At 34.9% G+C, this 17,932-nt stretch carries 17 protein-coding genes; all 17 read right to left on the bottom strand.

Annotated elements, in window-relative coordinates; translation table 11 throughout:
• Nucleotides 1–9: 9 nt before the first annotated feature.
• The 17 genes from ACEE93_RS03190 to mraY all read right to left on the bottom strand — a co-directional run bounded on the left by ACEE93_RS03190 (nucleotide 10) and on the right by mraY (nucleotide 17,917).
• Nucleotides 10–888 carry an aspartate carbamoyltransferase catalytic subunit gene (locus tag ACEE93_RS03190; RefSeq protein ID WP_449154853.1) on the bottom strand — a complete coding sequence of 293 codons (879 nt, stop codon included), beginning with the start codon at nucleotides 886–888 and terminating at the stop codon, nucleotides 10–12.
• A 13-nt stretch (nucleotides 889–901) separates the two neighbouring features.
• Nucleotides 902–2,200 carry a uracil-xanthine permease family protein gene (locus ACEE93_RS03185; protein ID WP_449154852.1) on the bottom strand — a complete coding sequence of 433 codons (1,299 nt, stop codon included), beginning with the start codon at nucleotides 2,198–2,200 and terminating at the stop codon, nucleotides 902–904.
• Nucleotides 2,201–2,443: 243 nt separating this feature from the next.
• Nucleotides 2,444–2,968 carry a bifunctional pyr operon transcriptional regulator/uracil phosphoribosyltransferase PyrR gene (pyrR, locus tag ACEE93_RS03180; RefSeq protein WP_449154851.1) on the bottom strand — a complete coding sequence of 175 codons (525 nt, stop codon included), beginning with the start codon at nucleotides 2,966–2,968 and terminating at the stop codon, nucleotides 2,444–2,446.
• 258 nt (nucleotides 2,969–3,226) lie between these two features.
• Nucleotides 3,227–4,144: an RluA family pseudouridine synthase gene (locus ACEE93_RS03175; protein ID WP_449154850.1), complete on the bottom strand. Its 918-nt coding sequence runs from the start codon at nucleotides 4,142–4,144 to the stop codon at nucleotides 3,227–3,229.
• The gene (lspA, locus tag ACEE93_RS03170) at nucleotides 4,144–4,629 is read right to left on the bottom strand and encodes a signal peptidase II (RefSeq protein ID WP_449154849.1); all 486 of its coding nucleotides are present in this window, start codon (nucleotides 4,627–4,629) and stop codon (nucleotides 4,144–4,146) included. The genes ACEE93_RS03175 and lspA overlap by 1 nt, the downstream gene beginning before the upstream one ends.
• Before the next feature lie 225 nt (nucleotides 4,630–4,854).
• The gene (gene ileS, locus ACEE93_RS03165) at nucleotides 4,855–7,602 is read right to left on the bottom strand and encodes an isoleucine--tRNA ligase (RefSeq protein WP_449154848.1); all 2,748 of its coding nucleotides are present in this window, start codon (nucleotides 7,600–7,602) and stop codon (nucleotides 4,855–4,857) included.
• 187 nt (nucleotides 7,603–7,789) lie between these two features.
• Complete coding sequence (locus ACEE93_RS03160; protein WP_449154847.1) at nucleotides 7,790–8,386, bottom strand: DivIVA domain-containing protein; 597 nt, start codon at nucleotides 8,384–8,386, stop codon at nucleotides 7,790–7,792.
• Between the two features lie 22 nt (nucleotides 8,387–8,408).
• A complete protein-coding gene (locus tag ACEE93_RS03155) occupies nucleotides 8,409–9,179 on the bottom strand; it encodes a YlmH family RNA-binding protein (protein ID WP_449156573.1) in 771 nt (256 codons plus the stop codon).
• 101 nt (nucleotides 9,180–9,280) lie between these two features.
• A complete protein-coding gene (locus ACEE93_RS03150) occupies nucleotides 9,281–9,571 on the bottom strand; it encodes a YggT family protein (protein WP_449154846.1) in 291 nt (96 codons plus the stop codon).
• Between the two features lie 11 nt (nucleotides 9,572–9,582).
• Nucleotides 9,583–10,170: a cell division protein SepF gene (locus tag ACEE93_RS03145; protein WP_449154845.1), complete on the bottom strand. Its 588-nt coding sequence runs from the start codon at nucleotides 10,168–10,170 to the stop codon at nucleotides 9,583–9,585.
• A gap of 4 nt (nucleotides 10,171–10,174) precedes the next feature.
• Nucleotides 10,175–10,849, bottom strand: a complete 675-nt coding sequence (locus ACEE93_RS03140; protein ID WP_449154844.1) for a YggS family pyridoxal phosphate-dependent enzyme — start codon at nucleotides 10,847–10,849, stop codon at nucleotides 10,175–10,177.
• A gap of 21 nt (nucleotides 10,850–10,870) precedes the next feature.
• The gene (pgeF, locus tag ACEE93_RS03135) at nucleotides 10,871–11,662 is read right to left on the bottom strand and encodes a peptidoglycan editing factor PgeF (RefSeq protein ID WP_449156389.1); all 792 of its coding nucleotides are present in this window, start codon (nucleotides 11,660–11,662) and stop codon (nucleotides 10,871–10,873) included.
• A gap of 227 nt (nucleotides 11,663–11,889) precedes the next feature.
• On the bottom strand, nucleotides 11,890–13,059 hold the full coding sequence (gene ftsZ / locus ACEE93_RS03130) for a cell division protein FtsZ (RefSeq protein WP_449154842.1): 1,170 nt from the start codon (nucleotides 13,057–13,059) through the stop codon (nucleotides 11,890–11,892).
• A gap of 29 nt (nucleotides 13,060–13,088) precedes the next feature.
• Nucleotides 13,089–14,483 (bottom strand): cell division protein FtsA, encoded by a 1,395-nt coding sequence (gene ftsA / locus ACEE93_RS03125; protein WP_449154841.1) that lies wholly within the window; start codon nucleotides 14,481–14,483, stop codon nucleotides 13,089–13,091.
• A 210-nt stretch (nucleotides 14,484–14,693) separates the two neighbouring features.
• On the bottom strand, nucleotides 14,694–15,587 hold the full coding sequence (locus ACEE93_RS03120; RefSeq protein ID WP_449154840.1) for a cell division protein FtsQ/DivIB: 894 nt from the start codon (nucleotides 15,585–15,587) through the stop codon (nucleotides 14,694–14,696).
• Between the two features lie 14 nt (nucleotides 15,588–15,601).
• Entirely contained in the window at nucleotides 15,602–16,951 is a 1,350-nt protein-coding gene (gene murD / locus ACEE93_RS03115) for a UDP-N-acetylmuramoyl-L-alanine--D-glutamate ligase (RefSeq protein WP_449154839.1), read from the bottom strand.
• A complete protein-coding gene (gene mraY, locus ACEE93_RS03110; RefSeq protein ID WP_449154838.1) occupies nucleotides 16,952–17,917 on the bottom strand; it encodes a phospho-N-acetylmuramoyl-pentapeptide-transferase in 966 nt (321 codons plus the stop codon).
• Nucleotides 17,918–17,932: the final 15 nt, after the last annotated feature.

The raw sequence follows: 17,932 nt of genomic DNA, 5'->3' as shown, positions 1-17,932 counted from the left end.
GCATCTCCTTTATTTTAAAATTGTTTTCGTCAGTACTGCCATTCTTAAAAACACACCATTTTCCATCTGCTTAAAAATGCGAGATTTTGGCGCTTCGACTAAATGATCAGCAATTTCAACGCCTCTGTTGACTGGTGCAGGGTGCATAATAATCGCTTCATCTTTTAAACGTTGATATCTTGCATCTGTCAAACCAAATTGTTGGTGATACGTTTCTTTTTGAAAACTTTGGTTACCGGATGTATGACGTTCATGTTGTACTCTTAGTAACATAACAATATCCACTTTATCTATAACCTCATCCAATTCAACGTAATCACCAGCCATTGTTTGATCTTGCCATTGAGAAGGTGCTACAAATGATACATTCGCGCCTAGTGCAGTTAAACTATGATAGTTACTACGTGCGACGCGTGAGTTTTTAATATCACCGCAAATCACGATGTTTAAGCCTTCAAAATAGCCAAATTCCTCATAAATAGTCATTAAATCAAGCAAACTTTGTGTTGGATGTTGGCCACTCCCATCTCCTGCATTAATAATTGGGATAGAGAGTTGCTCAAGTTGTTGATAGTAATTGTTCTCTTCATGACGTATAACTAGTGCATCACAACCAATACTTTCGAGTGTTCGACAGGTATCATACAACGATTCCCCTTTTTGTACGGAAGATGTTGCTGTATCGAAATGGATCACTTTCATATCTAAACGTTGCTCTGCCATTTCAAAACTACATTTTGTTCGAGTTGAATTTTCGAAAAAGAGGTTTGCGACGTACTTTCCTTTCAAACTAGGTATTTCTACATTATTTTTATAATTCGATGCTCTTTTAATTAAGCTTTGAATATCTTCTACAGATAAATCTTCCATGGAAACAAGATTTCTCATCTTAATAGTCCTCCTATGATTTCTGTTTTGGTAAGATTAGATTCAATAAAATGCCTGCTGTTGCTGATAACGCCATGCCTTCAATTGTTAAATTTAAACCAATGTCACTAAAGTTAATCATCATATTGCCAATACCTACAACTAAGATGACAGATGCAATGACAAGATTACGGTTATTGGCAAAATCGATATGGCTTTCTACAATCATACGTAATCCACTTGCTGCGATTGTTCCAAATAATAAGATGGATACACCACCCATTACTGGTGTTGGAATAGAGGCAACCAGTGCTGTGAATTTACCAACAAATCCTAATACAATCGCAATAGTAGCAGCACCACCAATAACATAAATACTGTATATACGTGTAATCGCAAGCACACCAATGTTTTCGCCATATGTTGTACTTGGTGGTCCACCGATTAAACTTGCAAACATGGTGGATACACCATCACCAATGATAGAGCGATGTAAGCCTGGATTTTCAAAGAAGTTTCGACCTACAATTTTATTGATTACCATTTGATGGCCAATATGTTCACTGACCGTTACAAATACAATCGGTAACATTACTGCGACTAGTCCCACATGAAATGAAGGTTGATAATCAACAAATGGAATGTAAATATCTGGAAATTGCAGCCATTTTGCTGATGCTACTGCTTTAAAATCAACAATTCCAAATATAATTGAAACAATGTAGCCTACGACAATACCGATCAGTACCGGGATGAGCGAGAAAAATCCCTTTCCAAATCCTTGAACCAGTAAGGTCACTAATAACGTGATTAAGGCAATGGCTAGATATGTTAAGTTATAACCTTCCATTGCATTAGAATCTTCAAACATAGCCATATTGACAGCAGTCGGTGCTAAACTTAACCCGATAACCATAATGACTGGTCCTACAACGACAGGTGGCAATAATTTCATTAACCAGTTCGTACCACTTAATTTAATAGCAACACCTATAATCACGTACATGAGGCCACTCATAAATAGCGCAATGAGCATATCCCCTAAACTGTTTGTACTTAATCCTGTAATAATAGGCGTGATAAATGCAAAACTTGAACCAAGATAGGCTGGTATTTTACCTTTCGTAATTAAAATATAAAGTAACGTCCCCACACCTGAAGCTAATAGTGCTGAAGACACTGGCAACCCAGTTAAAAACGGCACTAATACAGTCGCACCAAACATTGCAAATAAATGCTGAATACTTAGAAATGCCCACTGAGAGGGTTTTGGTTTTTCATTAACATCAAGCGCGGGTTGCACCGTTCGCTCAAACATTGTTTCATTTTCCATATTCTTCGTCCTTTCTATAAAAAAAGTCTCCTAACTAGTACTAGTTAAGAGACTTTGTCGACATCCATTTTGACTGTGTTCATGATAACCTTATCACAATGTTTCCTGACCTATCGAAATTACAACATGTAGAATGTGTAATGTTACACCAAATAATAGTTTAGGACTTATTGTATTGCTACCACTTTACACTTCAATTGTGGGTGTCACCTTTGTCAGTCTCTCGTACTGAATTAAAAGGTATTATTTTATGATTACTGCATTTTGAGCGTCAATTTCTTCTAAGAAAACCTCTACAGATTCTTCATGAGAAGTCGGGATATTTTTACCAACGAAATCGGCACGAATTGGTAATTCCCTGTGACCTCTGTCAACCAATGTAGCTAATCCAATTTTCTTAGGACGACTATGCTTTAGTATCGCATCGAGTGAAGCACGAACTGTTCGGCCAGTATATAATACATCATCCACTAAAATGACAATACGATTGTTAATATCTGCATCAATTTCAAATGTTTTATGTTGAGGTTGATTACGCGCTTCAATATCATCTCTAAAGTTTGTAATATCCACAGTACCAGTTGGAATTGATACATTTTCAATCGTTTGGATTTTTTGTTGAATACGCTTTGCTAAAAACTCACCACGTGTTTTAATGCCAAGCAATGCTAAATTTTCAGAGCCTTTATTGTACTCTAAAATTTCATGCGCAATACGTGTTAGTGTGCGGTTAATCGCTGATTCATCTATAATCACTCTTTCGCTCACAAGGTTCACCCTCTCATAAAAAAACTCATGTCTTTAAAAGACATGAGTCGATATATCAACAGAAGTTAGTCTACACCTATACCGATAGTCGACTAACCACACCATATATGTAAGTCATGTCTTTTAAGCCTCTCTGGACTTATATTTAAAGACTCGCTTATTGTTTAGTTTATTTGTCATCTATGATAGCTCTTTTTCTACTAAATGTCAAAGTGTAATAGCTATCATTTATTTCAAAGTTACTTTAGGAATGGTTATTTATATTTTTTCTTGTTGAATTTGAGTAATCATTTGTTGAAATTCCTCTGGTAATGGCGCTATTCTTTCAATATATTCGCCAGTTGTTGGGTGTTCAAAACCAATCACTCCAGCATGAAGTGCTTGTCCGTCCATATTTAATGTTTTCTTAGGGCCGTATTTAGGGTCCCCAACAAGAGGATAACCGATATATTTCATATGCACACGAATTTGGTGTGTTCGACCTGTTTCGAGCTGACACTCAACTAACGTATACTGTTTAAAACTTTCAAGGACATTAAAATGTGTCACCGCTTCTTTACCATCGTCTACAACAGCCATAGATTGGCGATCATTTTTATGACGTCCAATCGGTGCATCAATTGTGCCAAATTCATGCGGAATATGACCATGAACTAAAGCGGTATATTTACGTGTGACTGTTTTAGCCATTAGTTGCTCAACGAGATGACGATGCGCAATATCATTTTTGGCAATCATTAATAGCCCAGATGTATCTTTATCGATACGATGCACAATGCCTGGTCTAATTTCACCATTAATGCCTGATAAATTTTTCATCTGATACATTAATCCGTTCACTAAAGTACCTGTATAATGACCTGGCGAAGGATGAACGACCATCCCTTTAGGTTTATAAACAATCGCTACATCATCATCCTCATAATAAATATCCAAATTTAAATTTTCCGGTTTAATATCGGCTTTCACAGCTTCCTTTTCTGTCACGACAATGTGGTCATTTATTTTCACCTTATAATTTGCTTTGACCTGCTTGCCATTGACTTCAACTTGACCTTCTTTAATCCAATCTTGAATTTGACTACGAGACCAATCGCTATTTAACTCCGGTAAAACCTTATCAATTCGTTGCAATTCGAATTGCGAATCACTCATTTCATATTGATGTACTGTCATTATTTCACCTCATTTTCTTTTTTAATATCTTTAAGTAATACAAATAATAATAAAATAACACCAATCGTTAAACTACTATCTGCTAAATTAAAAATTGGAAAATCATATCCAAAAATCACAGTATCTATAAAATCGACAACTTCCCCATTAATAATACGGTCAATGAAATTACCGATGGCACCTGCAAATAATAAAGATATTGCAATCTGCATGAATAAATGATTTTTAGCTTCCTTAATATAAAAATAAATCAATGCAATAATAATGATTACTGTTACGATATAAAAGAAACTCATTCGTCCGCTTAAAATGCCCCATGCAGCCCCATTATTACGATGGGACGTAAAATATAAAAAGTTTGGAATCACTAAAAAGGAGTCTCCTATTTTCATTTGAGTGGCAACAATCCATTTTGTAACCTGATCTCCAATTAGTATTATAAGTACAATAAAAATAGACAATCCCACATGATATTGACGTTTCATATATGTTGATCCTTTCACATTAATCTTTTCAACACAATATATTATAGCTTAACCTAATCGATAACTAAAATAAAGTGCGAATACCATCACAACTTCAATTGAATCATTGAGCTATCAAAAAACGACTATCCATTAGTGTTTAAAAATCTACTAATGAATAGTCGTGCTTAAATCAGTTAAACAATGAATAATAAGTGTGTCTTATTAAAATATCTTTATACAAAACTACACAAGTGTTTTGACTACTTCTTGACAACGTGGACATAAATCCGTCATTTCACCGACAGAACCAAGTGATTCACTATAATTCCAGCAACGTGCACATTTTTCTCCATCTGCTTTTGAAATACTTACATTTGCATGATCGTATTCAGCACCATCATGGTCATTGGTAACTTCTACTTGTGACACGATAAATAATTGATGTAAATCATCAAATGATTCTAGGAAATCAACTGTATCAAATGAATTACTGTTACCAATTTTAACTTTAGCTTCTAAAGATTTACCAATAATTTTTTCGTTACGTGCCACTTCTAATGCACGATTGACGTCATCTCTTAATGCCATAAATTGTGACCATTTTTCAATCAATGCTGTATCCACTGATTCTTTTTCAGGCATATCTGCTAAATGAACGCTTTCTTCTTCTGCATGTTCAATATAAGACCATACTTCATCAGCTGTATGTGGAATGATTGGTGCCAATAATTTAGTCATGTTAACTAAGATTTCATAAAGCACTGTTTGCATACTGCGACGTTTATGCGCATTTTGTTCTTCAATGTATAAAATATCTTTACCATAGTCTAAGTAGAAATTACTTAATTCAACATTGATAAAGTTTTGAACTTCTTGGTAAATATCAAGATAATCAAAGTTTTCATAGTGGTCTAAAGTGCTTGCTGTAAATTCACGTAAACGATGAAGAATGTAACGGTCAACTTCTAACAAGTCATTTTCTGCCACACGGTTTTCGTTAGGATTATAATCGCTCACATTACCTAATAAGAAACGTAACGTATTACGGATTTTACGGTATACATCAGCTACTTGTTTTAAAATATCGTCAGAAATACGAACGTCTGCTAAGTAATCTACCGAACTTACCCATAGACGCGCAATGTCTGCACCTTTTTGTTTAACAATACTATCCGGTACAATCACGTTACCTAATGATTTACTCATTTTTTTACCTTCGCCATCCATTACAAAGCCATGTGATAATAACATTTTGTAAGGTGACACACCACGTGTTGCCACTGCGGTCGTAATTGATGAGTTGAACCAACCACGATATTGATCACTACCTTCAAGATATAAATCAGCTGGGAATCGTAATTCTGGTCTTGTTTCTAATACACCACGGTGAGATGAACCAGAATCAAACCAAACGTCCATAATGTCTTCTTCTTTTGTAAATTCACCATTTGGACTGCTAGGATGCGTGAATCCTTCTGGTAATAAATTTTTGGCTTCACGTTCAAACCATACGTTTGAACCGTATTTTTCAAATAAGTCTGCCACGTGCATTACTGTTTCTTTTGTCATGATAATGTCGCCATTTTCAGCATAAAATACAGGTAAAGGAACGCCCCATACACGTTGACGAGAGATAACCCATTCGCCTCGGTCACGAATCATATTGTAAATACGTGTTTTACCCCATTCTACCTTGAAGTGTGTTTTAGTAATAGCATCTAAAACATCTTCTCTAACTTTTGAAATAGAGGCAAACCATTGTGGCGTTGCTCTAAAAATAACAGGTTTTTTCGTACGCCAGTCATGTGGGTAACTGTGTGTGATAAATTGTAATTTTAATAAAGCACCCTTTTCATCAAGTAGCTCTGTAATTGGTTTATTTGCTTTGTCATAGAACATACCAGCAAATTGACCCGCTTCTTCAGTAAAGACACCTTTAGCGTTAACCGGGCTAATGACTTCTAAATCATAATTTTGACAAACAACATAGTCATCTTCCCCGTGACCTGGCGCTGTATGCACACAACCTGTACCAGCATCTGTCGTAACATGTGTACCATTAATCACAAGAGAAATACGATCAATGAATGGATGTTGTGCTTCAATATACTCTAATTCACTACCTTTAAAATCTTTCTCTCTTACGACACTGTCCTTGTCCCATCCTAATTCTTCAGCGACCTCATCAACGAGTGCTTCAGCAACAATATATTTTTGTCCTTCTACATTCATTTGGACATAAGTTAAATCAGGATGTACTGTAATTGCAACGTTAGATGGAATTGTCCAAGGTGTTGTTGTCCAGATAATAAATTTCGCATCTTCATCTACGACACCTTTGCTATCTTTAACATCAAATGCCACATAAATAGATGCAGATTTTTTATCGTGATATTCAATTTCTGCTTCTGCTAACGAAGACTCACTTGAAGGAGACCAATAAACTGGTTTTTTCCCTTTATAAATTAAGCCTTTTTCTGCCATTTCTCCAAAGACACGAATTTGTGCCGCTTCATATTCTGGTTTAAGCGTAATATATGGATTTTCAAAATCTCCAGTTACCCCTAAACGTTGGAAATCACTTTTTTGATTTTCGATTTGTTGCATTGCAAAAGCTTCACATTTATCACGAAATTCAGCAGTTGACATTTCTTTACGTTTTACACCTTTTTTGGTTAACGCTTGTTCAATAGGTAAACCATGCGTATCCCAACCAGGTACGTAAGGTGTGTAATAACCTGTCATTGTTTTATGACGGACAATAATATCTTTTAAAATTTTATTAAGTGCATGCCCCATATGTAAGCTACCATTTGCATATGGTGGACCATCATGCAAAATAAATGAAGTATTACCTTCATTTTTCTTTAACATTTTTTGATATAAATCACGCTCACGCCATTCTTGTTGAATTTTTGGTTCTTTGTTTGGTAATCCACCACGCATTGGGAATTTTGTTTTTGGCATGAGTAAAGTATCTTTATAATCCATTTTATACACTCCTTTAACTCAAAAGAACTCTAAGCTCAATTAAATAGGGACGGTCAAATACCGCGGTACCACCCTAGTTAACTCAGCTTAGAGTTCTCTCGTTAAGTATTTTATTAAATAAGACAGTGATACAAAATCAAGATTGAAAATTAGGCTCTCACCTTCCCTAAATCGCTGTATATCAATTTTACTTGTCTTGCTTGTCTGTCTCTTGATTATTATTTTCAGTTGATTGCTGTGCTTGAGCTTTTTCTGAGTCAGTGATGTCTTTGTCATTTAAATGTTGAAAGTTTTCTTCTGTGACTTGTTGTGCATCTAAATCATAGTTTAGTAAATAATCCCAATCATCATTTTTAAGTAAATCAAGTTGTGCTTCTACTAACATTCTAAAACGTGAACGAAAGATTTTTGATTGGCGTTTCATGTCTTCTGTTTGGAATGATAAACGACGTGCTTTTTCAATACCGTCATTAACGATTTTATCTGCTTCTGCTTGCGCTTTAGCAATAATGGCATCGTGTTCTTTTTGAGCACTTGCTTTTGTCTCATCAGCAACACGTTGTGAATTCACAATAGCTTCGCCTACAGATTTTTCAACATCTTTAAATGATTGAATATGTGCATCTCGTTCTTCTAGTACTGTTTTAAGTTGATTCTTGTCTTCTCTTAGACGTTGTACTTCTTGACTCAATTGTTCTAAATATTGTTTGACTTCTTTTGAATCATATCCATTTTTAGCTTGTGTAAATGATTTATTTTTTATTTCGCTTGGTGTAAAAGCCATAAACGCTCTCCTCCATCATACACTATTTAAATAAAGTTTGATAGGTTATTCTTATTTTATCTTTCTTTGTACGTGAACCAATAGTGACTACTTTGGCTCTACCAAAACCTTGAATTGATAATAAATCTCCTTCTGAAAGCTGAAAATCCACGCTTTCAACAATGGCATGATTAACTTTAACACGCTTTTTGGTAATATATGTTTTGGCAATTTCTCTAGACTTTCGTATAACTTCTTTTAAAATAATATCTAATCTTAAGGCACTGACTGTCACATCAAAAGTTTGCCATTTCTCTTCTGATTGTATCATATCTTCTAATGGTAAGACATTAAGTTTTACTGTCGCGCCTTTAATTTTTATTAATTCCATCATAATATACGATTCTAATTGCTTTGTCAAAACAAATTGCACACGTTCCCCTCCTAAAATATCTCCAACTTGTTCTCTTTGAATCCCTAAAGACATTAATGTACCTAAAACATGTTGATGTTGAATCGTGACAAATTTTTCTGGATAATCAATCTCTATTAAACTTAATTCAAAATCTTCAGTGTCCGGTTGAAAATAATCAGGTGCTATAATCGCGCGACATCTTTCCGCGTGATGCCCTCCATTAAAATGAACTTGTAAATCAGGAAAACTGCCCACGAGTGTTTTAAGTATAAACTGACCTCTAGGATCCAAAAAGGTGGTAAGCACAGGCGCATATTGTTGTTCAGCCATTTGCACTTTATTCAGCAATTGATCAATCTGTTCGTGTTCTTCTTTACGAAAATGTTGATAGATATCTATTGTTCTCACCTCACCATACCACTAAAAATAAGAGTGTGATTGAATGGAATATATCAAAACCTTCATAACACACTCTTATTTAACTCAATATTTAGCTTTGATTAAACAATATATGAAATAATCATATTAAATATAGCTCCTAAGCCACTTTGAAATAAATTCAGCACAATAAAAGCTACGATTGGTGATAAATCAATCATACCTAATGGCGGAATAATTTTGCGAAATGGCTCTAAAAATGGCTCATAAATTTTGGCCATAAATAAGCCTACTGAACTCTCTCTGGCTCCAGGAATCCATGACATAAAAATATATATAATCATTCCAAATGAATAGATTTGTACTAAAAACAATAAAAATTTAAAAATAGTTGTGATGATTTCAACATTCATAGATGTCACCTTTATTCATATTGATTTTCCATTGATTCGATATGATCTGTGATTGTACCTGCTACTTCAACATTATCAGGTGTACATAAGAAAATATCTGCGCCGACACGTTGAATGTCGCCACCAATGGCATAAACTGTACCACTTAGAAAATCAATAATACGTTTTGCTGACACAGAATCAATACGTTGTAAATTAACGAGTGTCGCACGTCGATTTTTTAATTCATCAGCTATATCTTGTGTGTCTGAAAATACACGTGGTTCAAATAAACACATTTTAGAACTGCCATTTTGATAAATACCTTGTTCTTGTGTCATGCTAATCACGTTCCCTTGATCTTGTTCATTGTGTTGTGAAGCCACTTGATATCGACGTTCATTTTGTGTCGACTTCGTACGTGATGATTGTTTTTTCGGTACAGAATGTAGTGCACGCGGTTGTGCATTGGATTGATCGGCTAACTTTGTTTTTTGTTGCGCTTTTTGTTTGGATTCTTCTTGCTTTTCGCGTTCGCGTTCTATTTCTTCTTGGTCGATGAACTCTTCCTCTTCATCTTCAATTGTAAAAAATCCGTTAAACAGATCTTTAATAGCCATTGACTCACTCCTCTTTTCCTACTAGGCGCGTTCCTATTCTAACAAATGTTGCACCTTCTTCAACTGCTATCATGTAATCATTACTCATTCCCATAGACAGCTCTTCACATGGTGCATATGGTAAATCTAAAGCTTGCACCTCTTCACGCTTATGTTTAAGTTCTTTAAAAATTGATTTAAGTTGTTCTTCATCATCTGTATATGGGGCCATCGTCATTAAACCAACGACTTCAATATGTTGATATTGATCAAGTTGTTTAATAAATGGGATGACATCTTCAATAGCTAAGCCATGTTTTGATGTTTCGCCAGAGACATTAACCTGAACAAAACACTTTATAGTATGAGATGCACGTTTACTGATTTCTTTTGCTAAACTATGGCGATCCAAAGCATGCAAATAGTCAACTTCATCGATGACATCTTTTACTTTTCGTGATTGTAATGAACCAATAAAATGCATTGTCACATCATCTGGCAGTGCTGATTTTTTCTCTAGAAAGCCATCAACTCTGTTTTCTCCAAAATGACGTAATCCTACCTCATAGGCTTCTTTAGCTCGTTCTATTGTAACATATTTTGTAACGGCAATCACGTTTGGTAATGTATCGATATTCTGTTTTGAAGCATGTGCTTGAATAGTTTGGTTAATTTGTTCCAAGTTTTCTTTAACAGACATGTTAAGCCTCTCCCTTCTAAATTATTTTTGTCCTATAAAGGCGAGCATACGTCCTGTTTGCCCTTTTTCAACACGATAAGAGAAAAATAAATCCGTATTTTCGTTTGTACTGTATTGCGTTATCGTAATATTTTCTGAAGGCACTCCATAAGCTTCACATAACAATTGATTTGCGATTTTCAAATCAATACCATAGCGATCTGTACCACGAGGCTCTATGTACTGATGAAAATCGATTGGTAATTGTTTAAATTGCTTAAAAATGTCCTCATTAATCTCATAAGCATTTGAAGTAGCCGGCCCAATTACCACTTGTAAATCGTCATAATCATATGGAAAGGCATCTAAAATACGTTGTACGACCTTCTTAACAGTCCCTCTCCAACCAGCGTGTGCTAAAGCTATAAATTGATGTTTAGTACTGTAAAAATAAATAGGGACACAATCCGCATAACACATCGTAAGCAGTGTATTATTATCAAAGCTATATAATCCATCTATACCATATAATTGCTCGTGAGATAAACTCAAAATGTTAGTGCCTTGATCATGACTTGTCACTTTAGCAATGTGATTTTCGTGTGTTTGTATAGGAAAAACCCATTGGGACGGCGCAAAGCCAATTTCTTCGGCTAATATATTTTGGTGAGCTGTAATATTATCTGGGTCATCTTCAACATAACGTGCCATATTAAATGCTTCTTGAGGAAAAGCACTGTAGCCACCTTGTCTTGTCGTCATTCCTATCGTAATGCCATGTTCGTTACTTGGTTGATATTGTAAATGATGTGCTTTTTTAATGAATGAATCCATAGCATTGATTCTCCTTACTTCTAAATAAATCTACATTTTGTATCAATATATGCATTATGCCATACGGCCATATGATTTAAAAATAATAATACCTCTGTTTTAGATTCAACATACATTAAGTTGATCGTCAAAAATTTAAAAATGCTAGGACATAGCGTTAAAACCTTTGTCCTAGCATTTTGCATGTACGTCTCTTCAACATACATCAGTTACGCTTATATTCACTATTAACGACGTGTTCTTCTTGAACGTCTTTCTTCACGATTACGAATAAAGCTTGGAATATCATCATCAGCAGTTGTATGTGATCTACCACTATCTGCTTCTTTATCGTGAGTTGGGAAAGATGAAGCGCCTGATCCAATGTTTGATTCATTTGTAGAAGTTTGTGTTGTATTTGAACCAAAGCTTGATGGGCTTTGTTTACGTGCTTGCGATGATGGTTTATCTTCAAAACCTGTTGCAATTACTGTTACAACAATCTCATCTTGTAATTCAGGATTAATCACTGTACCGAAAATCATATTAACATCTTCATCTGCAGCATCTTGAACAATATCAGCAGCTTCTTGTGCTTCGAATAATGATAGCGACTCTCCGCCAGTAATATTCATTAAAACACCTTGAGCACCAACGATAGATGTTTCTAATAATGGAGAAGAAATCGCTTTTTTAGCAGCTTCAACAGCTCTATTTTCTCCAGAAGAAACACCGATACCCATTAACGCTGAACCTTGGTTAGACATAATTGTTTTAACGTCTGCAAAGTCAAGGTTTACTTCACCTGACACAGCGATTAAATCTGAAATACCTTGAACACCTTGACGTAATACGTTATCCGCTTCTTTAAACGCCTCCATCATAGGTGTTGATTTATCAACAATGTCTAATAAACGATCGTTAGGAATCACGATTAAAGTATCGACTGCAGCTTTCATTGATTCAACGCCTGCAGCAGCTTGTGTTTGACGTTTACGACCTTCGAAACCGAACGGACGCGTTACAACACCAACAGTAAGCGCACCCATTTCTTTAGCAATTTTGGCTACAACTGGTGCGGCACCTGTACCAGTACCACCACCCATACCGGCAGTTACGAATACCATGTCTGCACCTTGGATGGCATCTTCAATTTGTTCACGAGATTCTTCAGCTGCTTTTTTACCGATTTCAGGGTTAGCACCTGCTCCCAAACCTCTCGTTAATTTTTCTCCAATTTGAATTTTAGACTCTGCTTTTGATAAATTTAAAGCTTGTCCATCTGTATTAATAGCAATAAACTCAACATTATTCATGCCGTGGTCAATCATGCGGTTAACAGCGTTATTACCGCCACCACCGACACCAATTACTTTTAGAGTTGCTAAATGATTAAATCCTTGTTCAAATTCTAACATTTAATTTTCCTCCTAATCTTTGTAGCCAATCAATCAAACAGAGATTTCATAATCTTTTTAAATTTACTTTCTTCTTGTTTAGGTTCTGTCTTTTCAATATCATCGTTGTCAAATTCCTTCTCAGAAACATGTGTTTCTTCCGGATCTTCAGGATGTTCAATTGGTTCTTGTTTTTTAGGTTTTTTCTTAAAGAATGATTCAAAACCGCCTACTTTTTGTTCATGGCGTTTATCATCATCTTCAATAACTTCTTCCTCTACATCCTCGTAGTCATGATTACTTATTGTAACATAATCTAATAGTTCATCAAAAGCAATACTACTAGAAATTGTGGAAATCGCAGAAGAATATTCCGGTTTACGAACTCCCATTTGTGAAGGTGTATGAATTCTTACTTTTTCATTCACTAAATCTTGTAGTAATTCTTTAACGCCAAGTAAATTAGCTGATCCACCAGTAACGATAAAGCCACCATTCACTTTTGTTAAATCGAGTTCTTGTAAAACATCGAATACTTCAAAGAAAATATCTTCTACTCTTGCTTCAATCGCATCACTTAGCTCTTTTTGTGTAAATTGAGCTGGTGAATCCTGATCAAATTGATCTACGGTAAACACATCTTGGTCAGAAGCAGAGTCATAAAAAGCATGACCATATTGTTGTTTAATTCTTTCTGCTGTTTCATAAGAAGTGTTTAAGAATTGTGAAATGTCATCTGTAATATGATGACCTGCCATTAAAATGACATCCGCATCTACAAGCTCTCCACGTTCATAGAAAGCAATTTGTGTAAGATCTTCACCAATGTCAATGACACATGCGCCAAGCTCTCTCTCAGTAGGTGTTAAAATTGAACGATAATTATAAGAATCAGAGTACACATCTAATACATCGACACCACAAGATTCTACACATTTAATCATATTTACTAAAATTGATTTATGTATAGCAATCACACCTGCATCGACGTGTAAAGAATGACGTGCAACTAACTCTTTAGGGTCTGTTACTTCATTATCACCATCGACAACAAAGCGAATTGGAAACGTATTAATAACTTCAGTATCTGTTACTGTATTTTTGTCCCGAATTCCCTCTAAAACTTCTTCAATATGTGCTCCATTTATTTCTGTATCTTCATGAAACTCTATAGTGTTTGATTCGTCAAAAACTTCAGTTCCCACGATTGGGAGTTTCAAGAAAACTTCTTTAATATCAACGCCCGAAGCAATAGACGCTTTTTTAATTGTATCCTTAATTGCTTGTTTAGCGACATCGAAATCATCAATTAAGCCATTCTTAATACCTGTTGTATAGGTTTGTCCTGTACCTATCACATTAATACCATTATGAAATTTTTCACCAACGATAGCTTTTACGCTTGATGAGCCGATATCTACACTAACATAATAATGCTCTTCCATAGATAGGCACCTCCGACATTTCTTTACATATCTACACTATTATAAGTGTACAATAACACACATTCAATGTGAACTATAAAACGGTTCATATCGAAAGTTTTTTCACTTTTTTAACATAAACCATTTGTTATTTTAATTTTATGGGGAAGATTGCGTGTGACATACCAAAAACGTTTACATATTTACTTAGCCTCTTCCCCATTTTAGACATTATTGATCTTTATCTTCTTCCTCTTTAATTTGATTTAAAGAGTCTTTCAATGCTTCTTTAGCATCATCTGTAGATTGAGAACTTTTGCGTACATTTTGCGAACTTGCGGAATTTGAAGATGACTCATTCACATTATTGTAAGGAATAAATGTCGCACCTACAGATAAATCGATAAATCCTTGCTCTTTCAATTGACCAGACTCATCTTTTTCTAACGCTTGAGACATGCTTGGATAGTATTGAAGTTTATCGTTAATTGTTTTCATATCACCTAATACTTCCACGCCATCTCTCATGTATAGATGAATTAAACGATTTTGGTCTTTCTCAGGAGCATAAACAATTTCTGAAATTTGTGTACGAATGGATGGGTCCATGTCACTTAACGTTTCAACCATTTCTTTTCTCTCAGAAGCTTTAAACCCATCTAAATAAGGCGCTTCACTAGGTAAGTTTCCTTTAAAGTCAGATACCACTTCCCCAGAGTCAAGTATTGGCACAATTTTATTTTTTTCAGAAATAACGCCCACAATATCATGTTCATCAATCGTCACAGTGATGCCATTAAATAAATGCTTATTAATGTCAGCAGATTTAATTAATTTATTTTTTTCGAGTTTTTGCTCAATCTTACCTTTGTTGTAAGTATAGTTTCGAGGTTTATCATCAATTTCTAATGCTTTCTCAATCGACTGTGTCGAAACATTTCGATTCCCTTTAATATCAGCAGAAGTAATTTGACTTAACGGGGAAAACATATACCCAACAATCAATAAAACAATCACTAGAAGTGCAATGACGCCGTAGCGTTGCATACGCCTTCTTTTCAACAATTGTGCTTTTCGTTTTTCTTTGAGATACTCATTATCAATTTTCGGAATATGTTCTTTCATAAGGTACACATCCTTTAATGTGAAGGTAAATGTTGACGGAAAGCGTTAATAAACATTTCGCCACGATGTTCAAATGTATCGTACTGATCCCAGCTTGCACATGCTGGAGATAATAATACAACATCATTAGGTTCGATGATGGTTTGCACTTTATCAACAGCATCCACCACATCATTGGCACGGATCACATATTTACCTTGGCTTTCACCTAATTTAACAAATTTCTCTTGTGTTTCTCCAAACGTAATCATTATTCTTACGTGATCCATATATGGTATCAGCTCATCAAATCCATTACCTCTATCTAACCCACCACATAACCAAATAATCGGTTGTTGGAATGCATTAAGCGCAAATTGCGTTGCCAATGTGTTGGTTGCTTTTGAATCATTGTAATATTTATTGGTTTTATTGTTACCAATATATTGTAAACGATGCTCAATTCCTGAAAATGTAGTTAATGACTGATTTATCGCACTAATTGAGACGCCAGCTAAAATAGCAGCTAACACACTTGCTAGAATATTTTCTAAATTATGTTCACCAGGAAGTACAATATCTTCTAAATGGATAATGCGTACACCATCATAAACAATATAATTATCTTTAACATAAATACCATTCACAGGTTGCTGCGTTGAAAAATATAAGATTTTGGATTTAATTTGATCTGTATCTATTAAATGACGTTGTTGATAATTAAAAATTAAATAATCATTTTCTGTTTGATTTTCATAGATGCGTTTCTTAGCATTTTGATAATTCTCTAACGTTTCATGATAGTCTAAATGCGCAGAATAGATATTTGTAATAATGGCAATATGAGGTCTGTATTGTTTAATACCTAATAACTGAAAAGAAGATAACTCTGTGATTAAATACTCATCCGCTTTTACTTCCTGGGCTACTTTTGATGCAACATAACCAATGTTTCCAGAAAGACGGCCTGTTTCGCGACTATTATCAAACATATCACCAATTAAAGATGTGACTGTCGTTTTACCATTTGTTCCTGTAATCCCTATAATAGGCGCTTCTGAAACTAAATAACTTAACTCCACTTCTGTTAAGATATCTAATCCTCTGTTCTCAGCTTCTTGAAGTATTGGTAGCGTATATGGAATACCAGGATTTTTAAAAATAATGGGGTTTTCATCGAGTAGTGCTAAAGGATGCGCACCACCCACTACCGAAATACCCATAGTTTCTAAGTCATTTGCATGAGGATCTTGAGACAGATCTTTACCATCATTGACTGTCACTTCCGCCCCTAATTGATGCAATAATTTAGCCGCTTCATAACCACTTCTAGCTAAACCTAATACTAGAACTTTTTGATTTTTCAACCCGGTATAATTAATCATCTAACTCACTCCTATCCATAATCCAATTAAACCAGTGATTAATCCAGTTACCCAGAATACTGTTACGACTTTCCATTCGCTCCATCCGACTAATTCAAAATGGTGATGGAGTGGACTCATTTTGAAGATACGTTTTCCTGTCAGTTTATAAGACGTCACTTGGATCATCACTGATAATGTTTCAAGTACAAAGACGAGACCTATAAGTAATAATGATAATTCTTGGTTTAGCATGATAGAAATTGTCGCAAAAATACCACCCAATGCTAAGCTTCCTGTGTCTCCCATAAAGACTTTTGCTGGGTTAATATTATAAGGTAAGAAACCAAGAAGTGCTGCAATCATAATAATACAGAAAATACCGATTGCTGGTTCACCTAATACAAAGCTCATAATCGCATACATTACGAATCCGATGATTGATAAACCTGTTGCAAGTCCGTCTAGTCCGTCTGTTAAGTTAACCGCATTAGAAAAACCAACTTGCCAAAAAACAATAAAAATAACATATGCAAAAGATAAAGGAATGCTTACATCAGTAAATGGAATACTAATACTTGTTGAAAAGTCAAAAGCATTAAATCCTTTTGCAACAATAAAAAATATAACTGCTATTAAAATTTGCGCTAAAAATTTCTGTTTACTTGTTAAACCTTGATTGTTTTTCTTAACAACTATTATGTAATCATCGATAAAACCTATTAAACCAAAGCCAATTGTTACGAAAAGCAATAACAATAAAGGACTCGCTGGTTCGACAAATATACTTGCAACGATCGTCGTTACAATAATACTAATTAGGAACGTTAATCCTCCCATAGTAGGTGTTCCTGTTTTTTTCATATGACTTTGTGGTCCTTCTTCTCTAATACTTTGCCCAAATTTCATTCGTTTTAATGTAGGTATGAGAATTGGGACTAATACAACTGTAATAATAAACGCGATAATAGCACTTAATATACCCATAATTTACTCCTTTTA

The organism is Staphylococcus sp. 11262D007BW, from assembly GCF_053547815.1.
This window is presented reverse-complemented; position numbering and strand designations above follow the sequence as displayed.